Below are 24589 nucleotides of genomic sequence, written 5' to 3' on the forward strand. Positions count from 1 at the left end.
AACGAGCCGATGAACGGCCTGCCCAACTCACAGCCCTTTCGACCGACTAATCCTCCGGCGAACGGGCCATCAACCTGGGAGACAGGTGCACCGACTCTCCTACCTACCCGCAGGTCCTTTCCCCGACTTTCCTTCCGGCAGGCGAGGCAGCACGCGCACCGGCCTGCCACTGGATCAGCGGTCCAATCGCCACTCCGGCGACCGGAGCGGCCGCCATGCGGGCTGTCATCTCGACTCACTCGCTGGTCTGCGTACAGACGGCATACCGGGTGGGGAACCAGACTTGGGAACACATCTACATCCTGGCAGCCCGTCCCACACACCAGCCATTCCGCAGGCGAACTCGCACGTGGATCATCAGGCCGACGGCGTGACAGGCCAGATCTCGTGTACACATGCCCATTGAGCTGCCTGGGGGTAGGTCCATCTGCATACCTGCCTCCACACTGACCTGTGTGCAAGTAGACACACAATCCCGGGATCAGACTTACGTTTCGATAAGCACACAACGTTGCGTTCAGATCCTCACGCAAGTTGCTGGTCTTGCCGCCGTCTCCGCCCGCTCGCAGGTGCGCAAACGGATCACTCAGCCCACCCACCGAACTGCATGAGTAGATGCAGGTTTGCTGGCCTGAGTGCCTGCCATGGCAGGAGCTTGTTGTACAGCTGCCGACAGGAGTATCCATCACGCTGAGGCAGCGGGTGCTGCGAACATCCGTATCTCTGCCCGTGTGGACGTCCGCGTCAGTGTTTGTCGGCAAGCTTGCTCCAATGTTTGCAGTGATGTGTGTTTTGCCTGGTCAGATCCTCTTTTTTGAGTTGAGGTGTCTGGCCATCATATGCGCAACCAAGTCAGTGGAGGCATCACTTCGTCGCTCAATCTGCCGAGGGTCATCGTCGTCGCCGTACTGCACTTGAGGGCATGGTTTCGGTGCCACTTCGACTCCCTTTCGTTGTCGTCCTGACAAGTCATCCGTCTCAACGCTGCCACTCACTCCTTCCCGCATCTTGTCCATGGCCTGCGCTCAGCGGTGGTTCACTGCCTCCTCTCGGCTTGATAGACGTCCGCGCTTCCTTCTGCCCACGAATCGCCTCGCAGGATCATCGGCTGTGGCGAGAGGATGTCGCCGTTCGCCGGCATGACTTGGGGTGAGTGGCCCCAGAAGTGAACCCCTTCTCTGAGGTCGGTGGTGAGCCACCAGAGGCTGAGGTGCCGGGAACTTCCCTCCCATGTCCAGCTGCCCGTGGATCGACCGTGGCGGGCTGCAACAAGATCTCACGCATCACCGGTCCGCACACCACAACCGTGCCTTGCCTGCCCCCCTGGCGTCCCGGAGTCATCGAGCGCGCCATCCTAAGACTCCTCGACTCGCCGACCGCGCCCCCGGGTCGATCGAGTTCTGCGCGTGAGTGAAGTCCGAGTGAAGTGAGAAGGCCGGGGAAGACACCGCGAATCCGGACGGTCACAACTCTTCCTATTCCTCCTTTCCTCCATGGACCGTCACCTCGTCACCGATCCCGCGCGCTCCGGCGCCCACCTCGTCGGAACTGATGTCCCTGCCGACTCGGCAGGGACACTTCGCCGCAGCTGCCAGTGCGCTCGTGTGTCACGCGCGCCTCGTGCCGTGCAAGCCCATCGATAGGTGGAGGCGGAAGGGGGCGATCAGTGCGGCAGGGCTGGCGAGGTCCGGGAGGGTGATGCTCTCGGCTTCCGTTCGCGGTTCATCGGAGCAGGGGCCTTCCGAACGGCGCCGCAGGGAAGGTTGCCCAGCATTACCCCCTGCCCCCTGTTCTCGTGACCGTCCGTCGACCTTGAACTCCCGGCTCTGGCTCACAAGCGGATACGGGCAGCCACCATCGACGTACGATGCCATTTTGATGGGGGAGGGGCGCGCTCGTCGCCGCCTTGTGTGCGGGGCAGGTTGCGAGGGTGCCGGGCCGCGGTGTGCCTGCTGTGAGCCACCCCATTCTCGGGAGTCGAGACGAGGACCCGTACGCCAACGAACGTTCGTCCGCGTCCGTACCGGATGAGTGGAGGAGTGGGGGAGTGGCTCCCTCCGCAGGCCGGCGACGGCCTGTTGACCGGCCCCGCAGACATAGCTGTCCCTCGGTGTATGGCAGGCCCTCCCGGACCGGCTCTCGGGTCGTCCGCCCACGTCCATGGGCCGATCAGTGCGTGAACGCCGCCTGCCGTTCACGGCAGAGCTCGGTCGGCCGGGTGCGTGGGGGGACACGTACACATGAGGGGAAGATCGGGGAGAGCGAGTGCTTGGCCAGGCCGGGTGCCGCTGCCGCCAGGAGCCGGGAGGGGACGCAGGGGCAGATGAACAGGTCTGCCGGAGGACTCCGGCGATCCACTGGGGGAGGCTGTTGTACGCCACGCATCGGCAGAAGAGTCTCAGCTCTGAAGGGCTCTGAGAGAATTTATTGATAGTTCAATCATTGATTGTTCGGTGCCGCTATGGAGGACGGCATCGAGGCAGCACGAGCAAGGCCCTGGCTCCTTCCTCCTGGGGGCTCCGGGACACCGGCGCACCTGGGGAACACCTCACCCGGCACGGTGGTGCTTGCGCTACCGCGGTTCGGCAGCGGCCGGGATCGAGGCGTGGCGGGCTGCCGCGGGAGGCTGATGCAGGTCAGCAGGTGTCCAGCAGGGAGTCGTCGCGTGTCGCAGCATCGTGCCTCTAGGTCTCGTTTCCGTCGGCGGTCGGCCATCGCGGTCTCCGCGCTCGCGGTTCTGGGCGGGGCGGTGGCGGTGGGTCTTCCCGCGGCGAGCGCCGACCAGCCCGCCACCACCAGGCCGGACGCGAAGGTCCAGCGGAGCCTGGACGGCCTGGTGCGCGACAACGGCTTCCCCGCCGCGCTCGCTTCGGTGCGCGACGAGAAGGGGCACACCCGCAACTACACCGCAGGAGTGGGCGACACCAAGTCCAAGTCCAGGGTCCCGGTCGACGGCCAGGTGCGGATCGCCAGCACCACCAAGCTGTACACGGCGACCGTCGTCCTGCAACTGGTGGGCGAAGGCAAGGTCGGTCTGGACACACCGGTGGAGACCTACCTGCCGGGTCTGGTCCGCGGTGAGGGGATCGACGGCCGGAACATCACCGTGCGGCAGTTGCTCCAGCACACCAGCGGACTGCCCAACTACACGGCCATGATGCCGAAGTTCTCCGAGTGGCAGCACACCTTCGTCGGGGACCACGACCTGCTCGACATGGCCTTCGAGGAGAAGGCGTCATTCCCTCCGGGCAAGGGGTGGGAGTACAGCAACACCAACTACACCCTCGCCGGCCTGATCGTGCAGCAGGTCACCGGCCGGCCCATCGGCGAGGAGATCACCGACCGGATCATCAAGCCCCTCGGCCTGCGCCACACCTACTGGCCCGGCGAGGGCGAACAGACCATCCGCGAACGCCACCCGCACGGCTACGCGGTCGACACCCCCGGCGGCCCTCTCATGGACGCCACCGAGGCGGATCCCTCCTGGGGCGGGGCGGCCGGGCAGCTCATCGCCCGCCCCAGCGACGTCAACCGCTTCCTGACCGCGCTCATGGATGGCCGGCTGCTCAAGCCCGCCCAGCTCAAGGAAATGCGGACCACGGTCGAGACCAAGGGCCTGAACGACGGCTGGCGTTACGGCCTGGGCATCGTCGAGATGCCGCTGAGCTGCGGTGGTGTCGCCTGGGGCCACGGCGGCGACTTCGACGGCTACGAGAACCGCAACGGCGTCACCGACAAGGGCCGGACGGCCACCGTCGCCGTCACGGCCCTGCCCTCCACCCTCGAGGCCGCGGAAGCCGTCAACACCGCCCTCGACACCGCGCTGTGCACGCGCTGACCCTGCCCCGCTCACCGCACCCTTCCGCTTCCCGCAAGGAGACTCCCATGTCCAATCGCCGCACCAAGCTGCTCGCCCTGAGCGGGGTCGTCGCCGCCCTCGCCCTGACCGTGCCCGCCGCGAACGCACTGGAGACCGGCTCCGCCGCTCCTTCCGCGCACGGCCAGGACGCGTTGCACGGCCGGACCGACGCTGCCGTCCGCAAGAGCCTGAAGTCACTGGTGAAGGAGGACGGCTTCCCCGCCGCGCTCGCCTCCCTGAGCGACCCGGGCGGCCGCGCCCGTAACTACACCGCCGGTGTCGGCAACCTCGATACCAGGTCCCGGGTCCCCGTCGACGGTCAGGTGCGCATCGCCAGCAACACCAAGATGTTCACCGCCACCGTCGTCCTGCAACTGGTCGGCGAGGACAGGATCGACCTCGACGCGCCGATCGAGACATACCTGCCGGGCCTGGTCCGCGGCGACGGCATCGACGGCCGGAACATCACCGTGCGACAGCTCCTCCAGCACACCAGCGGACTGCCCGACTACGACGAGGAGGTCGTGCAGGACTACCTCACCAAGCAGCGGCACCGCTACTTCGAACCCCGCGAGATCCTCGAAATCGGCCTGAACAAGAAGGCGCTGTCCGCCCCCGGCACCGGCTGGAGCTACAGCAACACCAACTACGTCCTGGCCGGCCTCCTCGTCCAGAAGGTCACCGGCCGCCCCATCGGCGAGGAGATCACCAACCGGATCATCAAGCCCCTCGGCCTGCGCCACACGTACTGGCCCGGCGTCGGCGACCAGACCATCAAGGGCCGCCACCCGCACGGCTACTTCGCCACCGCCCCCGACAGCCCGTACACCGACGTCACCGAGCAGGACCCCTCCGCCGGCTGGGCCGCCGGCCAGCTCATCGGCACCCCCAGCGACCTCAACCGCTTCCTCACCGCACTCCTGGACGGCAAGCTCCTCGAGCCCGAACAGCTCAAGGAGATGAAGACCACCGTCGAGGCCCCCGACCTCGACACCGTCGGCGACGGCCACTACGGCCTCGGCATCGCCACCTTCAAGCTCAGCTGCGGCGGCTACGCCTGGACCCACGGCGGCAACGCCCCCGGCTACACCACCCGCAACGCCGTCACCAAGGACGGCCGGGCGGCCACCATCGCCGTCACCGCACTGCCCACCACCCTCCCCGCCGCGGAGCACATCGAAGAAGCCCTCGACACCGCTCTGTGTACCCGCTGACCCGGCCGCACAACGGCACAGAGGCCCAGGTGCCCGGAGTCACCGGAGTGGACGTCGACGTCACCGCGGGGTCGGTCGCCGTCGGCAGCACCGACCTGCACGACGCGCGCCGGATCTCCCACCTGTACGGCGGGCTGCGCCCGTTGGAATGCTCGGCTTCGCCGTACGGGACCGTGCCGAGGAAGGACCACGGGACCATGAGTCCTGCCCTGCCCGCGGTGACCGACGAGACGGTCACCGCATGGGCGCTCGCCGCCGCCGGCGGCGACAGCGAAGCGGTCGACCGCTTCGTGCGCGCCCTCCAACGTGAGGTACTGCGCTATGTGGCGTACCTCGCCGACGACGCGGAGGCCGCCGACGACCTCGCCCAGGACACGTTCCTGCGGGCGCTGACCGCGCTGCACCGGTTCGAGGGCCGTTCCTCCGCCCGCGTGTGGCTGCTGTCCATCGCCCGCCGGGCGGTCGCCGACAGCCTGCGCCGGGCGGCCTGCCGGCCGAAGGCGGCCGATGTCACCGACTGGGAGGACGCCGCCGAGAGCACTCAGCCGGCCGGCGTGCCGGGCTTCGACGAGCGGGTCGCCCTGATGCACCTGGTCGACTCCCTGCCCCGGGACCGGCGTGAGGCGTTCCTGCTCACGCAGGTGTACGGACTGCCGTACGCGGAGGCCGCGAAGGTGGCCCGGTGCCCGGTCGGCACCACCGCTCCCGGGTCTCCCGGGCCCGGCTGACCCTCGCCGGCATGATGGCCGACGAGCCCGGCGCCGCCCGCGCGTACGAGAGCCGGCCGCGGCCTGACGGCCCGGCACGTCCCTGTCCGCGTGCTTCCAGGAGTGCGCGGACACGGCCGCGCGGACAGACGGCATGTGCCTGCCCGGACGACATGCGGTGCGGTCAGGCCGCGGCCGGACAGCCCACGCGTCTCGACGCGGCGTTCGACGCGCTGAGGGACGGCGTCTCCACCCGCGTGTGACGGCGGCCGGCCGCCCTGGGAGCCGGGACAGCGGGCTCCCGGCCGGACCTCGCGAAGTGGGCGACAGCCCGGGTCAGGGGCGGTGGGCGTTCTCCAGGTAGTGCAGGACCGCCGCGACCCGGCGGTCGACCTGCTGGGTGGGGGCCAGGTCCAGCTTGGCGAAGATGTTGCGGATGTGCTTGTGCACGGCGCCGTCGGTGACCACAAGCCGCTTGGCGATGGTGCTGTTGCCCAACCCCTCCGCCATCAGCGCCAGTACATCCCGCTCACGCGGACTGAGCCGTTCCAGCCGGGTGTCCCTACGCGAGCGGGAGAACAACTGGGCGACGACCTCGGGGTCGATGGCGGTACCCCCGTCCGCCACCCGCCGCAGGGCGTCGAGGAACTCCTCCACCCGCCCGACCCGCTCCTTGAGCAGATAGCCGAGCCCGCCGACCCCGCCGGTGAGCAGGTCCGTGGCGAAGCTCTGCTCGACGTGGGCGGACAGCACCAGGACGGCAAGCCCGGGGTGGCGGCGGCGGGCCTCGACGGCGGCGCGGATGCCCTCGTCGGTGTGGGTGGGCGGCATCCGTACGTCGAGGATGGCGACGTCGGGCCGATGGGTGTCGACGGCATCGAGGACGTCGTCGGCGCTGCCCACCTTGGCGACCACGTCCAGCGACTCGGCGCGCAGCAGCAGGGCCAGCCCTTCACGCAGCAACGGGTCGTCCTCGGCCATCACGATCCGCATGGAAGATCCACCTCGAGGATTGTCGGTCCGCCGAGCGGACTGGTCAGGCGCAGCGCACCGTCGTGTGCCGCGATACGGCGGCGGATACCGGTCAGGCCGGAACCACCCGTCTCGTCGGCGCCGCCCCGGCCGTCGTCCTCCACGCGCAACAGGAGTCGGCCGCCCCGGCTGCGCACGGTGATGGTGGCCCGGGTGGCGCCGCTGTGCTTGGCGATGTTGGTGAGGGCCTCGGCCACCACGAAGTATGCGGTGGCCTCGACCGACGCCGCGCACCGCTCGGGCAGGTCGACCTGGGTCCGGCAGGGCACGGCGCTGTTCGCCGCAAGGCCGGACAGTGCCCCTGCCAGCCCGCGGTCGGCGAGTACGGGCGGCAGGATGCTGCGCGCGACGGCTCTCAGGTCGGCCAGTGCCTGCTCGGCCGCGGACTGGGCGCGTTCGAGGAGCTCGTCGGCGCCGGCGGGGTCGCGGGCCACCATGCGGCGGGCGGCGCCGAGCAGCACGGTGACGGTGACGAGACGGTTCTGCGTGCCGTCGTGCAGGGAGCGCTCGATCCGGCGCAGTTCGACGGCGTGGGCGTCCAGCGCGGCGGCCCGTGTCGCGGTCAGCTCGACGATGCGCAGGGACAGGTCGGTGTCCGGACCGGCAGCCAGGAGGCGCAGGGCCGGCCGGGACTGAAGGCGGGCCATGGCGGGCCCCAGACCGAGGATGATGGCGATCCACCCCACACCCAGCAGGGAGACCACGGAGGCCTCCGCCCAGGATTCCGCGGTCCCGACCCCGAAAGACGTGCTGGTGATGCCAGGGGGAGCGAACGGCCATACCAAGGGGAAGGCGGTGTCGCGGACGGCGACGATCGGCAACAGCAGCCCGAGCAGGCCGAGGAAGAGGCCGAAGGTGGCGTGCGCCGCCAGCCAGCCGGCCTCACGGCGGGTGGTGGAGTCGGCCAGGGCGGGCCGCAGCCGCGTGGGCGGTGGTTCCGGGGCGACGACGTCGAGACCGTGACGGGCGAGCCGGGCGCGTTCTCGTCCGGCGAGCGCGTGCAGGACCCGCAGCACCGCCGGGGCGAGCAGCAGTCCCACGCCCACCAGGCAGGCGGCCGCCGTCAGGACGAGGCAGCCGAGGAGGACCAGGGCGAGCAGTGCCGTGCCGAGTCCGCCCACGAGCTGACCCAGCGCGGCCTGCGCGGCGGACACGGAGCCGACGACGGTTTCTCTGAAGGACTCGCGCGCACCGGGCCCGGACCGGCCGTCGGATCCGTGTTTGTGCCGGGCCACCTCTCACCTTTCGCCGGCCTGCCGATACGCCAGTCACCCTATGCTCCGTGACGCGGCGCGCGGAGAGGGAGCGAGGAAGAGTACAGCCTGCTCTACCAGTGATCCGGCTGCCCAAGGGATCGTCCCGCGCGACACCGGTCCGTAGCGTCGAGGACATCACGCAAGCGCACCGCCGCGCCGTCCCGCGCCGTCGCGCACTGCATCGAAGGAACTTGAAAGGCAGGGCAGCCATGACGCACACGGACTCCTCCGACCTCCCGACGGTCACCGGACGCGATCCCTCCCGGGGCGGCGGCGACCGTGGGGGAGTGGTGCACTCGTTTCTCTGGACGGTCCTTGTGATCAGCGTGCTCGGCAACACGGTGGCCTCGTACGCCGGGGCCGGCATCGGCGTTCACCTGGTCGCCGGTGTGGTCACCGCGCTGTGCGCCACCTTGCTCGTCGTACGGCGTGTGCGCGGCGGTCGCTGAGCACCGGTGCCACTGCCGACCACGGTCGTCAGGCGTCGGTGGCCGGCCGACCGCGGTGTTCGCCGGCCCGGCCGCGCCGACGGCAACCGGGCTGCCGTGCAGGCGGGGTGGCATCCCATCACCCCGCTCGGTGCTCAGAAGCCCGAATCTCCCGGCCGTGTCACCACCGCGAAGGCGTCGATCGTTCCGCTGCGTTCGAAGCGCAGGGTGAACCGGACGAGATCCCCCGCACGCCAGCCGCGTCGCGCGTTCAGCGTCACGTTGACCCCGTGGGGGGACATGGACAGCCTTGTACCGGCGGGGACTTCCGTCGAGTCCAGGTACTTCTTGGTGGCGGCCCCGCGGCCCGCCTCGCTGTGGCGGCTGATCTCCGCTTGTCTGCCCGTGTAGGTCACCGCGACCAGCCGGTCGTCCGCGTCACCGGAGTTGGAGACGTCGAAGTACGCGGACGTTTCCGTCGTATCACCGAACGGCAGCAGAACACGGCCGTACGACACATCGATCCGGGCGGCCGGGCTGCCCGCCCCGCCCGCGCCGACCCAGGTGGTCAGCCCGCCGAGGGCGATGCCGCACGCGATGACGGGCGCGAGTGCGGCCAGCGCGGTGTCGGTCAGCCGGCGACGGTCGAGCCGCCAGAAGGAACCGGTCATCGCACACGCCTCCGCGGGGCCGGGGGCTGCCAGGCGCGCAACCGCAGACTGTTGCCGACCACCAGCACGGAACTCACGGACATCGCCGCGGCGGCCAGCATGGGATTCAACAGGCCGATCATGGCGAGCGGCACCGTCACCACGTTGTAGCCGAACGCCCACACCAGGTTGGTCCGGATCGTGCGCAGGGTACGCCGCGCGAGTTCGACCGAGTCCGCCAGAGTGTCGATGCCGCCGCGGGCGAGCGTCACGTCGGCGGCCCCGATGGCCACGTCGGTGCCGCTGCCCATGGCGATGCCGAGGTCGGCGCCGGCGAGTGCCGCGGCGTCGTTGACCCCGTCACCGACGACGGCGACCCGATAACCCTGCTCGCGCAGCTCCCGTACGAGATCGGCCTTGTCCTTGGGGCTGCAGCGGGCGTGCACGTCGTCGATGCCCAGGGCGCCGGCCACCGCCCGTGCGGGCGCCTCACGGTCGCCGGTGGCGAGCACCGGGCGCACCCCCAGACGCCGCAGCCGGTCCACGGCCCGGTAACTGCCGGGCCGTACGACGTCCCCCACCTCGATCAGGGCCTGATCCGCGCCGTCCACGCGCACCAGCACCGGGGTGCGGGCGGTGGTCTCGGCCGCCGCCAGCGCCTCGGCCAGCGGGCGCGGCAGGTCGTCGCCGGGTGCGAGGACCTCCACCCGGCTGCCCTCCACCCGGCCGGACACGCCCCGCCCGGTCAGGGCGCGGAAGTCACGCACTTCCGGGAGGCCTTGTCCCGGCGGTTCCCGGCGCGCGTACGCGGCGATCGCCCGGCCCAGCGGATGTTCCGAGCCCTGCTCCACCGCGCCGGCCAGGCGCAGTACCGCCGCTTCGTCCAGCCCTTCGGGGACCGTCGTCACCCGGGCCACGCTCATGTGCCCGGAGGTGAGGGTGCCGGTCTTGTCCAGTACGACCGCGTCGAGGTGCTGGAGGCTTTCCAGGGCCTGCGGTCCCCTGACGAGGACACCGATCTGGGCACCGCGGCCGGTGGCCGCCATGAGCGCGGTCGGTGTGGCCAGACCGAGGGCGCAGGGGCAGGCCACGACCAGGACGGCGACGCACGCGGTGACGGCCGGCTGGGCGTCGGCCCCGGCCCCGAGCCAGAAGCCCAGCGTGGTCACGGCCAGGGCCAGCACCACCGGGACGAAGAACCCGGCGACGGTGTCGGCCAGACGCTGCGCCTTCGCCTTGCCTGCCTGGGCGTCGGTCACCAACTGTGCGATACGGGCGAGCTGGGTGTCGGCGCCGACGGCGGTGGCCCGTACGAGCAGCAGCCCGCCGGCGTTGACGGCGCCGCCGACCACCGCCGAGCCGGGCCCCACCTCCACCGGTTCGCTCTCGCCGGTGACCAGGGACAGGTCCACCGCGGAACTGCCCTGCACGACCTGCCCGTCGGTGGCCACCCGCTCACCGGGCCGCACGACGAAGACCTGGCCGGCCGCCAGCTCCTCGATGCGGACGAGCCGTTCGGTGCCGTCCTCGCGGACCCACACCTCCTTGGCCGTCAGCCGCGCCAGTGACCGGAGCGCCGCGCCGGTTCCGTGCCGCGCCCGCGCCTCCAGGAAGCGGCCGGTCAGCACGAACAACGGGACGCTGACGGCCGCCTCGAGGTAGATCGCCGGGGCATCCGTGGGGGCGCCGGGGACGAGGGAGAAGGCCATCTCCATGCCCGGCTCCCCGGCACCGCCCAGGAACAGGGCGTACGTGGACCAGGAGAAGGAGGCCAGCACGCCCAGTGACACCAGGGTGTCCATGGTCGCCGCCGAGTGCCGCAGCCCGCGCAGGGCCCGTACGTGGAACGGCCACGCGCTCCAGACGACGACCGGAGCGGTGAGCGCGAAGCACAGCCACTGCCAGTTGCGGAACTGCAGCGCGGGCACCATCGACACCACGAGCACGGGCACCGACAGCAGCGCGGTGACCAGGAGCCGGTCACGGTCCTGTCGTGCGGCCTCGGCCCCGGCCGTGTCCGCGGGTTCCTCGTCGTCGCCCCCGGCCTTCGCCGCGCGGGGCGGTTCCGGCAGCTCGGCGGTGTAACCGGCCTTCACCACGGCCGCGATGAGCTCCTCGGCGCCGATGCCCGGCGGGTGCTCGACCCGGGCACGGCCGGTCGCCAGATTGACGCTCGCCGTGACCCCTTCCAGCTTGCCGAGCTTCTTCTCCACGCGGGTCACGCAGGCGGCACAGGTCATGCCGCCGACGGTCAGGTCGGTGGTCACGGTCCCGGGGCCGGAGGTCACCGGTTCGGTGTCCATCGCTGTCCTCCTCAGCCCATTCCGCCCATGTCCATGTCCATGTCCTGCACCTCTCCGCCGCCGCCCGCGGGTGTCCCTCCGGTGCCGGACATGCCGGGCGCCACCGGTCCGGCGGCCGAGCCGACGGCGTAGGACACCGCGAACATCAGCACCAGCAGGAGGAGGAAGCCGTACAGAACCGGTGGGGGGGGCCACCGTTCGTGCCGGCACGTCCCCCGGAGGGGACTTCTGTCGGGACTCGGCCATCTCAGGTCTCCAGGTCGCGTCGTACCGCGGTCGTACCGCGGTGGACGGATCTCGCCGTACCACTTGAGGAGTCGGGGCATGGCGGGCGCGAGTTCCCGTCGTGGCCTGTGGTGGGCGTCACAGACGCGGAAGATCCTCCGGGAGCAGCGTGCGCAGTTCGTCCACACTCGGCCGCGACAGGGCCGTCAGCCGCCGGGCCTGGTGGGTGATCATCGTTTCCAGCAGCTGCCGGGCCAGCCGTGCGTTGCCGAAGGTCCGCCCGCGGGGAACCGGGGCGAGGTGGGTGCGCACCGCCTCCAGCGTGGCTGTGGGGCAGGTGTATCCGGTGTCCTCGGCATGCCGTTCCATGATGGTGAGGAGTTCGTCGGTCGAGTAGTTCTCGAACTCCACGAACCGCGAGAAACGCGACGCCAGACCGGGGTTGGAATCCAGGAAGCCCTGCATCTCCTCGGTGTAGCCCGCGACGATGACCACCACCTCGTCCCGGTGGTCCTCCATCAGTTTCAGCAGGGTGTCCACCGCCTCCCGCCCGAAGTCCGAGCCCGCCCCGGGCGGTGTGAGGGTGTACGCCTCGTCGATGAAGAGGACGCCGCCCATCGCGCTCTGGAACACCTCCTTGGTGAGCTGCGCGGTGTGACCGACGTAGCGTCCCACCAGGTCGGCGCGGGCCACTTCGACGAGCTGGCCGCGCGACAGCACGCCCAGGGAGGCCAGCAGTTCGGCGTAGAGCCGGGCCACGGTGGTCTTGCCCGTGCCGGGCGGCCCGGAGAACACCAGGTGCTGGCTGATCCTGGGAGCCGGCAGTCCCGCGGCCTCCCGTTGTTTCGCGGTGGTGAGCAGGCTGACCAGGTCGGTGACCTCTCGTTTGACCGCGTGGAGACCGACCATGGCCTCCAGCCGCGCCAGCATGGTCTCCTGGTCCTCGGCCGCGGTTTCCGAGATCGCCGCCGCGTCACTGACGTCCTCGGGCAGCAGCAGGGTCAGGTCACGCTCGGCGGGCTCGGCCATCGTCGCCAGTCGGGACGCCTGCCGGTCCACCATTTCCTCGAACGCCTGGCGGGCTGCGCGCCCGTTGCCGAAGGCGGCGCCTCGTTCCATGGCCCCGAAGTGCGCGGTCAGGGCCTGCGGGGTGCCCGGCCCGAGCTGGTACTGGTGGGAGCGGCACATGCTCTCGGTGATGGTCACCAGATCCTCGACCGAGTAGTTCCCGAACTCGATGGTCCGGGTGAAGCGGGAAGCCAGCCCCGGGTTGGAGGACAGGAAGGAGTCCATTTCGGCGGAGTAGCCCGCGGCGATCACCACCACGTCCTCGCGATGGTCCTCCATGAGCTTGAGAAGCGTGTCGACCGCCTCGCGTCCGAAGTCGTTCGACGAGCCGCCCGAGGTGAGGGTGTACGCCTCGTCGATGAACAGGACACCGCCGATCGCCTCCTTGAACGCCTCCGTCGTTTTGATCGCCGTGCCGCCGATGACCTGGGCGACGAGGTCGGCCCGCGAGACCTCGACCAGATGGCCCTGCGGCAGCACACCGAGCCGGGCCAGGATGGAGCCGTACAGCCGGGCCACGGTGGTCTTGCCGGTGCCGGGCGGCCCCGCGAAGACCAGATGGCGGCTCATGGAGGGCACCGGCATGCCCAGCCGCTGGCGCCGCTGGGCGAGCTGATTGAGGTTGACCAGCGTCCGCACCTGGTGCTTGACGCCGTCCAGACCGATGAGCGCCTCCAACTCCTCGAGCGGGTCCCGCGGAGCGTCACCCCCCGTTTCCTTCCCGGCGTACGCGGCGGCCATGTCCGTGCCCCAGGCATCGGGCCCGGCGTTGCCGGAGCTGGTCAGGTCCAGTACCTCCAGCAGTCCTCCGGCCCGGCTCTGGGTCAGCCCCGCCCCTCGGTTGTTCCGCACGGTGCAGCCGGTCAGGCTCACGGGCTCGGCGGTGTCGACGCGAATGCCGTCGCCTACGGCACCGGTGATCTCGCAGGACCGCAGTTCGCCGCGTGAGCCCGCCGTCAGCAGCACACCGTGAGCCCCGGCACCGGTGATCCGCGTGCGGGTCAAGGCCACCTCTCCGCCGTTCTCCACCAGGACGCCCGAGGAGTCGCAGCCGTCGATCTCGGTGTCGCGCACCGTGGCGACGCCCTCGTGGCCCACACGGACGGCCGCCTCGCCGGCCGCGCGCAGCACGCAGTCGTCGAGCAGGGTCCGCGCCCCGTCGGTGACACGTACGGCGGCGTCGCCGGCCTGTTCGACGGTGCAGAACTCCAGTCGGCCCCGGCCGTCCTCACAGGCCTCGATGCCGTAGCGGTCGGCCCCGGTGATCCGGGCACGGCGGATCAGCGGATTGGCGTGGGAACGGATGGAGATGCCACTGCCCTTGGCGTTCGTCACCTCGATCCGGTCGAACTCCGCCGCCGAGCGGTCCTCCAGTCGCACCGCCGCCGCCGGGTCGGCGCAGTCCCGCACCGTCGTACGGAGGAAGGACGGGGCGCTGGAGTCGGTCACCTCGATCGCGGGTCCGGCCGACGACGTGAACGAGCAGTCCTCGAAGGTGCCGCGGGACCGGTCGCCGATCACGAGGCCCTGGCCCTTGGTCCGGCTGGTCTCACACCGGCGCAGCAGGGGGTCGGCCCCGGTGGCCAGGGCGATGCCGGGCCCGGAGGTGCCGGATATGGTGACCTGCTCCAGCGTGGGCCGGGAGGCGCTGGTGAGATAGAGCCCCACCGCGCAGTCCCGGACGGTGGTGCGCAGCACCCGGGTGGTGCTGTGGCCCTCGAGGGCCAGGGCGGGCTTGTCGGTCCCGCTGATGTCACACGACTCCACGACTCCCTGGGCGTCACCATTGGCCAGCACTCCGTTGCCACGGGTGCCCCGGATGCGGCAGTTCCGGACGGTGGAGCGGGCGCTCTCGCCGAGGACCACGGCCGAGGTGCCGAAGTTCTCCAGCACGCAGTCCTCGATGGCACTCGGCTCGGTGGAGGTGTCCACGATACCCGCGCCCTCCCGATTGGTGACCCGGCAGCCGCGCAGTGCCAGTGAACCGCTCTGCCGGGCCAGCAGCGCCGTCCATCCCGAACCGATGACCGTGCAGCGCTCCAGGGCGACCTGACCGCGTGCCGCGTCCACGACCGTCACGTCCTCGCTCCCGCCGCGCAATACCAGGTCGGTGAGCATCACCGCATCCGCCACCTGGGTGAGTGCGCTGCCGCGCCGCGGGCAGATCTCCACCGTGCCCGGCTCACCGGCGGCCACGATCGTGACCCGGACCCGCACCACGAGGTTCTCCGGGTAGCGGCCGGGGCCGACCCGGACGACCGCCCCGGTGCGTGCAGCGGCCAGCGCCTCACCGATGGTCCGGAACCCGTCCGCCTGCTCCTGACCCACTGTCAGTACCTGCCGTGACACTGCTCGCCCCTCCCGGTTCTCCGGCCGACCGAGGAGTCCGTCGGACCGGACCCCCGATGCCGTCCCCTATCATCTGCCGCATGCCGTACGACCGTTGCCGTCGTGCCCTGGCGATCGCGGTGGTCGCCGCGATTCCCGCCCTGGTACTGGCCCCACCCGCCCGCGCCGACGCCGAACCGGTGGCCCTGCCCCCGCTGCGTCTGCAGGTGTCCGTGGACGACCCCTGCGCGGTCGCCTCCACCAAGAGGGCCGATCAGCGTCCCTGGACCCATCGGGCGCTCCAGCTGTCCCGCTCGTGGGAGCTGTCGCGGGGTGCCGGAGTGACCGTGGCCGTCGTGGACACCGGCGTCTCCACGCAGGCCCCGGCGCTCTCCGGGCGGGTCACCGCGCTCGGCGCCGCCGCCGAGGACTGCGTCGGACACGGAAGTTTCGTGGCGGGGCTGATCGCCGCCGCCGGACGGGGCACCGTCACCGGCGTCGCGCCCGCCTCGGACATCCTCGCCGTACGGGGCACCGACGCCCGCGGACGTGCCGCTGCCGGGCTGGTGGCCGACGGCATCACGGCGGCCGTGGACCGGGGCGCCGAAGTGATCTATGTGGGCCAGGCGCTGACCGGCGGGCAGAGGGAACTGTCCGCCGCCGTCGGACGGGCCACGAAGGAGGACGTGCTCGTCGTCGCCCCCGCGGCACCGGATCTCGCCCCCGAGGGCGCCGACGGCCGGCCCGACACCCGCGCCCGCGCGTACTGGCCCGCCCACGTGGACGACGTGGTGTCGGTCGTCGATCACGGTCCGGACGGCGGGCGACCGGAGAGCGCGCCGGGGGCGCTCGACGCCGATCTGTCCGCCCCCGGTGGCGCTGTGGTCGGCATCGGGCCCCGGGGCGAGGGCCACTTCATCGGCTCGGGTTCTTCGCTGGCCGCCGCGCACGTCGCCGGTGCCGCCGCCCTGATCCGGTCCTACCATCCGGATCTCTCCGCGGCAGAGGTCGCCCGCAGGCTGCAGCAGGCCTCCTACCCCGACGACGTTCCCCGCCTGGACACCTACGCCGGGCTGACCGCCGTGCTGTCGGCGGACCGCCCGGCCCCCGAGCCGGCCCCCGAGCCGGCGCGCTTCGCGGCCTCGGCTGCGGACCGGCCCCGCCACCGGGCCCTGCTGATCGGCGGCGGGGCGCTGGCGGTGGTGCTGCTGGTGGGCGGGGCGATGGCGGTCGTGCCGCGGGGCAAGGCCCGGGGCTGGCGGCCGGCCGAGTAGGCAGCGGCTGTGCGCCGTCGGCATCGGCAGCCGGACCCCGCGGCCGGGTGGGCCGGACGGGGTGCGCCGCGCATGTTCCACCAGCACCGCGACGCCCGGCACGTGCGCGCGCCGGCAGGTGGCCCGCGCCCGGTATCTGCCGCGGACGTGGCGTCGGTCGTCCGCGGGGCGGCGGGTGCGTGCGCCCGCGGGGCGGGGTGCTCGCGTCCGGTCGCGTATGCCCGTCACGAGGGGTCCGCCCCGCTCAGGGCGCTCTGGACGTCGATGCTCTTGCGGCGGGTGATGAGGGCTCCGCGGCCCGGTATCAGGTTGCGGCCCTTGACATTGTTGAAGAGGTACCCCTCGCTCGGCGGGCAGGACAGCAGGACGCCCGGTGTGTTGGCCTCCAGCATCCGCCGCAGCAGTGGATCGTTCAGGCCACGCCCCGCGCCCGCCGCCGAACGGGCCACCACCAGATGCATGCCCACCTCGTGGCCCAGTGTCAGGTGGTCCGTCAGCGGGCCGAAGGGATGGGACATCGGGTTGCCGCCGACCATGTCGTAGTCGTCGACGAGGACGAACAGCCGCGGCCCGGTCCACCAGTCGCACAGCCGCATCCGCGCCGGCGTGATCTCCGGGCCCGGCAGACGGGTGCGCACCGCCCGTGCCGCGCCGTCGATCAGGTCCTTGAGCGCGTCGAGGGACACGGCGTGTCCGAGCCGGTGCGTGTCGGGCACGGACTCCACCAGGGTACGCCGGTAGTCGACGACGAGGATGCGGGCCTCGGCCGGGGTGTACCGCTCGGTGATGGCCTTCGCCATCAACCGCAGCAGGTTGGTCTTTCCGCTCTCGGTGTCTCCGACCACGACGAGGTGCGGATGCGTGGTGAAGTCGTGCCACCACGTGCCCATCGTCCCTGCCTCGATACCGAGCGGCACTCGCAGGGGGTTCTCGGCGGGCGGGAGTTCGGCCTCCAGCAGCATGGTGGGCAGCATCCGTACGGGCGGGGCCGCGGGACCCGTCCAGTGTTCCCGGACGCGGGCGACCAGATCGGCCACGCCCTCGGAGAGGTCCTCGGCGTCCGTCCGTCCGTCGATGCGCGGCAAGGCCGCCAGGTAGTGCAGTTTGGAGTCGTGGGTCAGCCCCCGACCGGCGATGCGCGGCACGCCGGTTGCCTTGCGCACATCGATTGCCGAGTCCATCGGGTCGCCCATCCGCAACTCCAGACGGGTGCCCGTCTGATCACGCAGGACTGCCGAGAGTTCCACCCACCGGGAGGTGGTGACGACGAGGTGGATGCCGTAGTTCAGGCCGCGGCCGGCCAGGGCGTTGAAGCCGGGGATGTGCTGGTCGTAGTCCTGGCGGACGGTGGCCCAGCCGTCGATCACCAGGAAGATGTCGCCGTGGGGTTCGTCCGGGAACTCACCGGCCGCCCTGCGGCGCCGGAAGGAGGCCATCGAGTCGATGCCGTGCTCGAGGAAGAACCGCTCGCGGTGGGCGAGCAGAGAGGTGACGTCGGCGATGACCCGGCCGACCCGCTCCGTGTCCATCCGGGCCGCCGTCCCGCCGACATGGGGCAGCCCGGTCAGGCCGGCCAGTGTGCCGCCGCCGAAGTCCAGGCAGTAGAACTGCACTTCGCGGGGGGTATGGGTGAGCGCCAGTGCCGTGATCAGGGTGCGCAGCAGCGTGGACTTACCGCTCTGCGGACCACCGGCGATGGCGACATGGCCCCCGGCCCCCGACAGGTCCACCACCAACTCGTCGCGACGCTGGTCGAAGGGCCGGTCGACGATGCCCACGGGCGCCACCAACCGCCCACGCCGGGACATGCCGCAGGTCAGCCCGTACTCGGCGTGCGGGGTCAAGGGGCCCAGCAGTGTGTCGAGAGTGGAGGGTTCCTCGAGCGGTGGCAGCCACACCTGGCGGGCGGGCGGCCCCGCGTCCCGCAGCCGCTCCACCGCCACCGCGAGAAGCGACGGGCTGTCGCCCTCCTCCTGCTGTTCCGGTTCGGGCTCCGGCGTGTCCGGCAACTGCCGGGGCACCACCCAGTCCGCCGTCCACGGCACGATCTGGCCGGCCACCCGCGCCTGGTGGACCGTGCCTCTGCGCTGCTGGTAGGAGCCGGACACGTACGCCGCCCGGAAGCGGGTCAGCGCCTCCGTGCCGGTTTTGATGAAGCCGCTGCCGGGGGTCGGCGGCAGCTCGTAGGCATCCGGCACGCCCAGGACACCGCGGCTCTCCATGGCCGAGAAGGTGCGCAGACCGATCCGGTAGGACAGGTGGGACTCGAGCTGGTGCATGCGGCCTTCGTCGAGGCGCTGGGAGGCGAGCAGCAGATGCACGCCCAGGCTTCTCCCGAGCCGCCCGATCATCACGAACAGTTCCATGAACTCCCGGTGTGCCGACAGCAGTTCGCTGAACTCGTCCACCACGACGAACAGGCTCGGCAGGGGGGCCAGCGACGCTCCGTCGGCCCGCGCCTTCTCGTATTCCAGCGCGGAGCTGTAGTTGCCGGCCGCACGCAGCAGCTCCTGGCGGCGTATCAGCTCTCCGTGCAGGGCGTCCTGCATCCGGGCGACCAGTTCGACCTCGTCCGCGAGGTTCGTGATCACCGCGGATGTGTGGGGGAGCGCGTCCAGGCCCAGGAAGGTCGCTCCGCCCTTGAAGTCCACCAGGACGAAGTTCAGCGTCTCCGAGGAGTTCGTCAGCGCCAGCGCCAGTACCAGGGTGCGCAGCAGCTCGCTCTTGCCCGATCCGGTGGCGCCGATGAGCATGCCGTGCGGTCCGGTGCCGCCCTGCGCGGACTCCTTGATGTCCAGTTCCACCGGCCTTCCGTCGGGAGACACGGCGATCGGCACCCTGAGTCGCTCCACCCCGGTGCGGCGCCGCCACAGCTCCGGCGGCTCGTGACGGTGCAGGTCGGTGATGCCCAGCAGCGCGGTCAGCTCGGTGTCCGTATCCATGGGTTCGCCGCCGGACTCCTGCCCGAATCCCATCCGGTACGGCGCCAGCCGCTTGGCGAGCGACATGGCCGTGGCGAGGCCCATGCCGTCGGGGATGCCGAGTTCCGTGCACTGCTCCTTGCGTTCCCGGTCGGTGCGCACCAGACGCAGTACCGCCTCGGCGAGATCCAGACGCAGTGTCACCCGGCTGGGCCGCCAGGTCAGTTCCCCGCTCAGGTCCAGAACGACCGAGTTGCGGAAACCGGGCCCGTCCAGGCGGTGCCCGGACGGCACCGTGGCACCGTCCAGGACGATCACCGTGTACGGCTCCTCACGCCCCGCCCGGGCCTCCGAGGTGAAGGCGGGCCGCTCGGTGAACTCGGCTCCCAGCTGGTCGTCCAGCTCGTTCACGGTGCCGACGACCATGCGTACCGCGCCCGCACCGTCGAGTTCCGTGCGGTGGAGGTTGTGGGGGAGCCACTTCACCCACTCCCAGTCCGCGCGCCGCGCGTCGGACGTGCACACGGCGATCCAGAGGTCCTCGGGCGAGTGCACGACAGCGAGCTGCGCCAGCATGGCCCGGGCCAGAGCGCGGATCCGCGCGTCGTCCCCCCGGAACAGCACCCGGGCCCAGGTGCGCAGGTACACCGCGATGGGCTGCTCGGGAACGGTGGCATAGGCCCGGATGAAGCAGCGCAGGGCGTGCGCGCTGAGCGGCTCCAGGTCCTCCACGGGTTTGGTGCTCTGGGGCGCCAGCCGCAGCCCCAGCTTCTGGTCGCCCACCGCGACCCGCACCTCGCCGAAGTCGTCGTCGGCGGGCCGGCGTTCCCACTGGCGGCTGGTGGCCACCAGCGACCACAGGGCACCCGGCGCAGGGTGCCGCCAGGCCGAGGCGCGCTGCTGCTCCGCCACGGCGGCGCGTACCTTGCGGCGCATCTGGCGCAGATAGCGCAGATAGTCCCGGCGCTCACCCTTCAATTGCTGCTTGCGCTCACTGCTGCGCCGGAAGTACTGCCCCAGCAGCATGGCCGCCGTGGAGGCGACCATCATCCCCAGTGCCAGGTAGGTGAAGGCTCGGGTCCCGGAACCACTGGGTCGCACGTAGATCAGCAGCATGGAGGCCGACATCAGCGCCATCGGCAGGTAGTTCCACACCGAGGAGCTGTCGGGCGTCATCTCCGGAAGGGTGGGAGGCTCCTGGAGAGTCAGCTCCCCTTCGGGCATGTCCGGGCCGTGCCTGCGTGCGGGCCTGCGAAACAGAGTGGTGCTCAACGAGCTGTCTCCTCGAGGGGTTGACCGAGTACGGCACGGGCACGACGGCGTACGGTGGCTGCGGGCGCCGCGCGTCTTGGGGCAGCGGCGATGAGACCGGGTGGGAAAGGCCTGTCGGCACGACGTCGGACGCGCCGTCCCGGACCTGGCGAGTGAGGGCAGGAACCTCACCGGCCGGGGGCAGTCTACGATCCGTCCCACGGGCGCTCGGACAGAACGTACGGCGCAGCCGGTTCCCACACCAGTGGGCCGCCCGAGCGCACACCCTCCGCGATCCACCTTCGGAGACGGATGTCTCCTGACGAAGCGTGAGTACTTCCCATGACCGACAGCACCACATCGGGTCTGTGCCGCGTCACCGTGCGCGCGCCGGACAAGTCCATCGATCTGGCGGTTCCGGCCGCCGTACCGGTCGTCGATCTGCTGCCCGCACTGGTGGGTTACGCCGGAGACGAACTCGACGAGGAGGGCCTGGAGCACGGCGGCTGGGTCCTGCAGCGGCTCGGCGCCGCGCCGCTGGACGAAGACAGCAGCCTGGAATCCCTGGGGGTGATCGACGGCGAGACCCTGTACTTGCGGCCACGCACCGATTCCCTCCCCGAGGTCGCCCTCGACGACCTCGTCGACGGCATCGCCGACACCATGCAGGAACGCCCCTTCGGCTGGACCGCCCGGACCTCCCGCAGAACCCTGCTGGGTCTGCTGATCCTCATCCTCGGCGGCGGGCTGGCCGTGCTCGCCATACCCGGGCCCTCCGCAGCGTCGCGTGCCCTGGCCGCGGCCGTCGTGGGCCTGCTGCTGCTCGGCGGGGCCGCGTCGGCCAGCCGCGCAGTCGGTGACGCCGAGGCCGGAGCGGCCCTCGGGCTCACCGCGACACCCTTCTTCGCCGCGGCCGGCTGGCTGCTGACCGGCGGAGCGCTCAGCGGTCACGATGCCTACGAGACAGCGGGCGCACGCCTGTTGGCGGCCGGGGCCGCGGCGGCCGGCAGCGCCATGATCGCGCTGGCCGCCGTCGCGGTGTTCGCCTCGCTGTTCCTGGCCGTGGTGGTGGTCGCCGTCGCCGCGGTGAGCGCGGGCGCGCTGATGATGGCCACGGAGTACGGCCCCGGCCATACGGCGGGCCTCATGGCTCTCGTCGCGGTGATTTTCGGGGCTTTCGTCCCCTCGCTGTCGTTCCGGCTGTCCGGTCTGCGGATGCCACCGCTACCCACCAACGCCGAGCAGTTGCAGGAGGGGATCGAGCCGCACACCCCCTCCGCCGTGGCGGCCCGCACCGTGGTCGCGGACGGATGGATGACCGGCCTGTACGCGGCCACGGCAGTCGTGTGCGCGGCCTGTCTCCTCGGGCTCGCCCATCGGCCCACCCTGCCCGTCACCCTCACCATGGTCGCTCTGTCGCTGCTGTTGCTGCTGCACAGCAGAGGACTCGGCAACACCCTGCAACGGCTGTCACTGGCGGCCGCGGGGGTCTGGGGCGCGGCGCTCCTCACGTACGGCACGGCCGTTTCGGCCGACCTGACCGCTCGCCTGCTGCTCGTCGCCGGGCTGGTCGCGATCGCCGCGGTCGTGGCCATCGCTTCCTGGACCGTCCCCGGACGCCGGCTGGTGCCGTACTGGGGCCGGGCCGCCGAACTGCTCCACTCCGCCATGGCGATCAGCCTGCTGCCGCTGGCCCTGTGGGTGCTCGGCGTCTACGGCCGGCTGCGCGCCCTCAACGCATAGACACGAGGACCGACGAGCACATGCAGACCAAACGTGATCAGGTGCAGGCTCACATGTTCATGATGGGCCGACTGACCTCCAGCATGCTGCGCTCCGACCCGGACGCCCCCGAAAGCCCTCAAAGCCGCACCAACCGCGGTATCGCCATCGGCGTGATCATCGCTCTGCTGGTCACCGCCGGGGCCTTCGTCTTCGGCCTGATCAGCCCCGGGCGGCACAACTCCTGGCAGTCCTCCGGGAACCTGATCGTCGACAAGCAGACCGGCTCCCGCTACCTGTTCCTGGGAGACCGGCTGCGCCCGGTGCGCAACTACGCCTCCGCCCGGCTGCTCGGCGGCGCCGACCTGGCCACCACCGCTCTGGGTTCCCCCTCCCTCAAGGACACACCGAGAGGCACGCCGGTCGGCATCCCGGGCGCACCCGACGAACTTCCCGCGGCCGGCGACCTGTCCGACGCCCCCTGGCAGGTGTGTGCCCGCCTGGAGAAGCAGCCCGGGGGCGGGACCGAGGTGACCACCACTCTCGCCGTCGCCCACGAAGGGCAGCAGCATCGCCTCGGCGTGCGGGAGGGGCTGCTCGTCTCGGGGCCTGACGGCGCCGAGTACCTGCTGTGGCAGGGCAGCAGGCTGCGGCTCGACAAGAAGTCGGCCGTCGCGGAGGCCCTGGGCTACGCGGCCGTACGCCCGGCGCCGGTCTCGGCCGCGCTCCTCAACGCCCTGCCCGCCGGCCCCGACCTCGCACCGGTGAAGATCTCCGGTACCGGCACGCCCGGCCCGCCTCTGGGCGGCCGCGCGACCACCGTCGGACACGTCTTCTCCCTCGCCGTACCCGGTGCCGAGCAGCGCCACTACGTGATGCGCAAGGACGGACTCGTGCCGCTCACCGCAACGGCACTCGCGCTGCTGCTGGGCGATCCGCAGATCCGCACGAAGGCCTACGGCGGAAGCGTGCCCAGGCCCCTGGCTCTCACATCCGAGCAGTTGCAGGGGCACCTGGCTCCCGACACCGGACAGGAGGCGGACGCCAGGGGCCTGCCGGAAAGCCCGCCGAAGGCGGTGGCCGTGCCCGAGGAGCGGACACCCTGCGCCCTTGTCACACCCGGCACGGACGGCCCCCGCGTCGGCGTCGCACTCTTGGGCACCGGCGACCTCGGGCCGCTCGCCCAGCACGCGTCCGGTGTGGCTGCCGCCGCCTGCCTGCCCGTGGACCGGATCTCCGTCGCGCCGGGACGCGGTGCCCTGGTCCGGGCCGTGGGTGCCGCGGGCGGTGAGGTGGGCGGCACCGTCTACCTCGTCACCGAGACGGGGGTGAAATACCGCCTGGCCGTGGCGGACGCTGCCGAGGCGCTGGGGTACGGGGGCGTGCAGCCCAAGGAGCTCCCCGCGCTGATGCTGGCCATGGTGCCCTCCGGTCCCGATCTGTCCCCCGAGGCGGCCCAGGCGGGCCGGGCGAGGGTCACGGGGCCGAAGTGCGGCACTCAGGAGAGCAGCGAATAAACAATCTGACGACAACTCAGATCCCCGGCGAAACAATCCCTCGCTCCTAGCATCGGTCGCTCAAGGGTCGGCAAGTGGGAGGACGGGCATGGCCACCGGCGGTGTGCAGCAATTCGACGAGGGCGCGACACGCAACGGCATACAGGCGCTCGAACAGGCCTTCACCGGCATCCTGAGGTGCCGTCAGGACGTGGAATCGACCAAGATCAATCTTACGAACTACTACCAGGGCCAAGACGGCGGCAGGTTCAAGGATCTGGTCACGGCCTGGGAGGGGAAGGCCGACATCATCCTGAGGAACGTGCAGGACATGATCGAGAAGCTCAACAGCACGCTCGTGGAGCACGGCAAGCAGCAGGGTGCCGCGGACGACCGGATCAACGCGGCCTACAACGCGTCGGACAAGGTCTTCGACACCCTGACCACCGGCTGACCACGCGCCCCGTTCTCCTCACATCCGACACAAACCAAGGACTGACGCATGGCCAACTTCACGGACGGCTACATCTACGTCGACTACTCGCAGATGAGTAATGGCGCCGACGACCTGGTTCATCAGACCAAGGCCATTGACAAGTGGCTCGACGAACTCGAGATGGAACTCGGCACGCTGCGGGCCACCTGGGAAGGTGACGATTACGCCATGTACGAGACGAAGCAGAAGGAATGGCACAACGCTGTGGTGGCCATGGGAACACTGCTGGCGCAGAACGCCGGGCTGCTGACCGAGGTGTCGGCCGACTACCGGTACACGGAGCGGTCCCTGACTCAGGTCTGGGAGTCGGTGAACATCGGCCGTTGAACGGCATGGCCCCCCTCCGGGGCCATCCGTGA

15 protein-coding genes and 1 pseudogene are annotated in these 24589 nt (G+C 71.0%); 9 read left to right on the top strand and 7 right to left on the bottom strand.

Annotated elements, in window-relative coordinates:
* Window positions 1–2755: 2755 nt before the first annotated feature.
* The 3 genes and pseudogenes from ACZ5C2_RS27650 to ACZ5C2_RS27660 form a co-directional block, all read left to right on the top strand.
* Complete coding sequence (locus tag ACZ5C2_RS27650) at window positions 2756–3838, top strand: serine hydrolase domain-containing protein (RefSeq protein ID WP_468796780.1); 1083 nt, start codon at window positions 2756–2758, stop codon at window positions 3836–3838.
* Window positions 3839–3885: 47 nt separating this feature from the next.
* Entirely contained in the window at window positions 3886–5073 is a 1188-nt protein-coding gene (locus ACZ5C2_RS27655; protein WP_468796783.1) for a serine hydrolase domain-containing protein, read from the top strand.
* A 197-nt stretch (window positions 5074–5270) separates the two neighbouring features.
* Window positions 5271–5827, top strand: a pseudogene (locus ACZ5C2_RS27660) (sigma-70 family RNA polymerase sigma factor); the annotation flags it as partial.
* 289 nt (window positions 5828–6116) lie between these two features.
* Here the strand turns inward: ACZ5C2_RS27660 and ACZ5C2_RS27665 are convergent.
* On the bottom strand, window positions 6117–6773 hold the full coding sequence (locus tag ACZ5C2_RS27665) for a response regulator (protein WP_468796786.1): 657 nt from the start codon (window positions 6771–6773) through the stop codon (window positions 6117–6119).
* Window positions 6761–8047 carry a sensor histidine kinase gene (locus ACZ5C2_RS27670; protein ID WP_468796789.1) on the bottom strand — a complete coding sequence of 429 codons (1287 nt, stop codon included), beginning with the start codon at window positions 8045–8047 and terminating at the stop codon, window positions 6761–6763. Before ACZ5C2_RS27670 ends, ACZ5C2_RS27665 begins: the two co-directional genes overlap by 13 nt.
* A gap of 230 nt (window positions 8048–8277) precedes the next feature.
* Between ACZ5C2_RS27670 and ACZ5C2_RS27675 the strand changes: the two genes are divergently transcribed.
* Complete coding sequence (locus ACZ5C2_RS27675) at window positions 8278–8517, top strand: hypothetical protein (RefSeq protein ID WP_468796792.1); 240 nt, start codon at window positions 8278–8280, stop codon at window positions 8515–8517.
* Window positions 8518–8651: 134 nt separating this feature from the next.
* On the opposite strand, the gene ACZ5C2_RS27680 is transcribed toward ACZ5C2_RS27675, so the two are convergent.
* From ACZ5C2_RS27680 to ACZ5C2_RS27695, 4 genes are all read right to left on the bottom strand, one after another.
* Window positions 8652–9167, bottom strand: coding sequence for a copper chaperone PCu(A)C (locus ACZ5C2_RS27680; RefSeq protein WP_468796795.1), 516 nt, complete (start codon window positions 9165–9167; stop codon window positions 8652–8654).
* Window positions 9164–11449: a heavy metal translocating P-type ATPase gene (locus ACZ5C2_RS27685; RefSeq protein WP_468796798.1), complete on the bottom strand. Its 2286-nt coding sequence runs from the start codon at window positions 11447–11449 to the stop codon at window positions 9164–9166. Before ACZ5C2_RS27685 ends, ACZ5C2_RS27680 begins: the two co-directional genes overlap by 4 nt.
* Window positions 11450–11460: 11 nt before the next feature.
* Window positions 11461–11601 carry a hypothetical protein gene (locus ACZ5C2_RS27690; protein ID WP_468796801.1) on the bottom strand — a complete coding sequence of 47 codons (141 nt, stop codon included), beginning with the start codon at window positions 11599–11601 and terminating at the stop codon, window positions 11461–11463.
* A 211-nt stretch (window positions 11602–11812) separates the two neighbouring features.
* Window positions 11813–15091, bottom strand: a complete 3279-nt coding sequence (locus ACZ5C2_RS27695) for a right-handed parallel beta-helix repeat-containing protein (protein ID WP_468796804.1) — start codon at window positions 15089–15091, stop codon at window positions 11813–11815.
* An 80-nt stretch (window positions 15092–15171) separates the two neighbouring features.
* Between ACZ5C2_RS27695 and ACZ5C2_RS27700 the strand changes: the two genes are divergently transcribed.
* Window positions 15172–16344: a S8 family serine peptidase gene (locus ACZ5C2_RS27700; protein ID WP_468796807.1), complete on the top strand. Its 1173-nt coding sequence runs from the start codon at window positions 15172–15174 to the stop codon at window positions 16342–16344.
* A gap of 224 nt (window positions 16345–16568) precedes the next feature.
* Here ACZ5C2_RS27700 and eccCa read toward each other — a convergent pair whose 3' ends face one another.
* Complete coding sequence (gene eccCa / locus ACZ5C2_RS27705; protein WP_468796810.1) at window positions 16569–20537, bottom strand: type VII secretion protein EccCa; 3969 nt, start codon at window positions 20535–20537, stop codon at window positions 16569–16571.
* Window positions 20538–20858: 321 nt separating this feature from the next.
* Between eccCa and eccD the strand changes: the two genes are divergently transcribed.
* From eccD to ACZ5C2_RS27725, 4 genes are all read left to right on the top strand, one after another.
* Window positions 20859–22259, top strand: coding sequence for a type VII secretion integral membrane protein EccD (gene eccD, locus ACZ5C2_RS27710; RefSeq protein WP_468796813.1), 1401 nt, complete (start codon window positions 20859–20861; stop codon window positions 22257–22259).
* 20 nt (window positions 22260–22279) lie between these two features.
* A complete protein-coding gene (eccB, locus tag ACZ5C2_RS27715; protein WP_468796816.1) occupies window positions 22280–23755 on the top strand; it encodes a type VII secretion protein EccB in 1476 nt (491 codons plus the stop codon).
* Window positions 23756–23843: 88 nt separating this feature from the next.
* The gene (locus ACZ5C2_RS27720; RefSeq protein ID WP_468796819.1) at window positions 23844–24188 is read left to right on the top strand and encodes a hypothetical protein; all 345 of its coding nucleotides are present in this window, start codon (window positions 23844–23846) and stop codon (window positions 24186–24188) included.
* 48 nt (window positions 24189–24236) lie between these two features.
* On the top strand, window positions 24237–24557 hold the full coding sequence (locus ACZ5C2_RS27725; RefSeq protein WP_468796822.1) for a WXG100 family type VII secretion target: 321 nt from the start codon (window positions 24237–24239) through the stop codon (window positions 24555–24557).
* Window positions 24558–24589 lie beyond the last annotated feature (32 nt).

Source organism: Streptomyces sp. NPDC031365, from assembly GCF_055569765.1.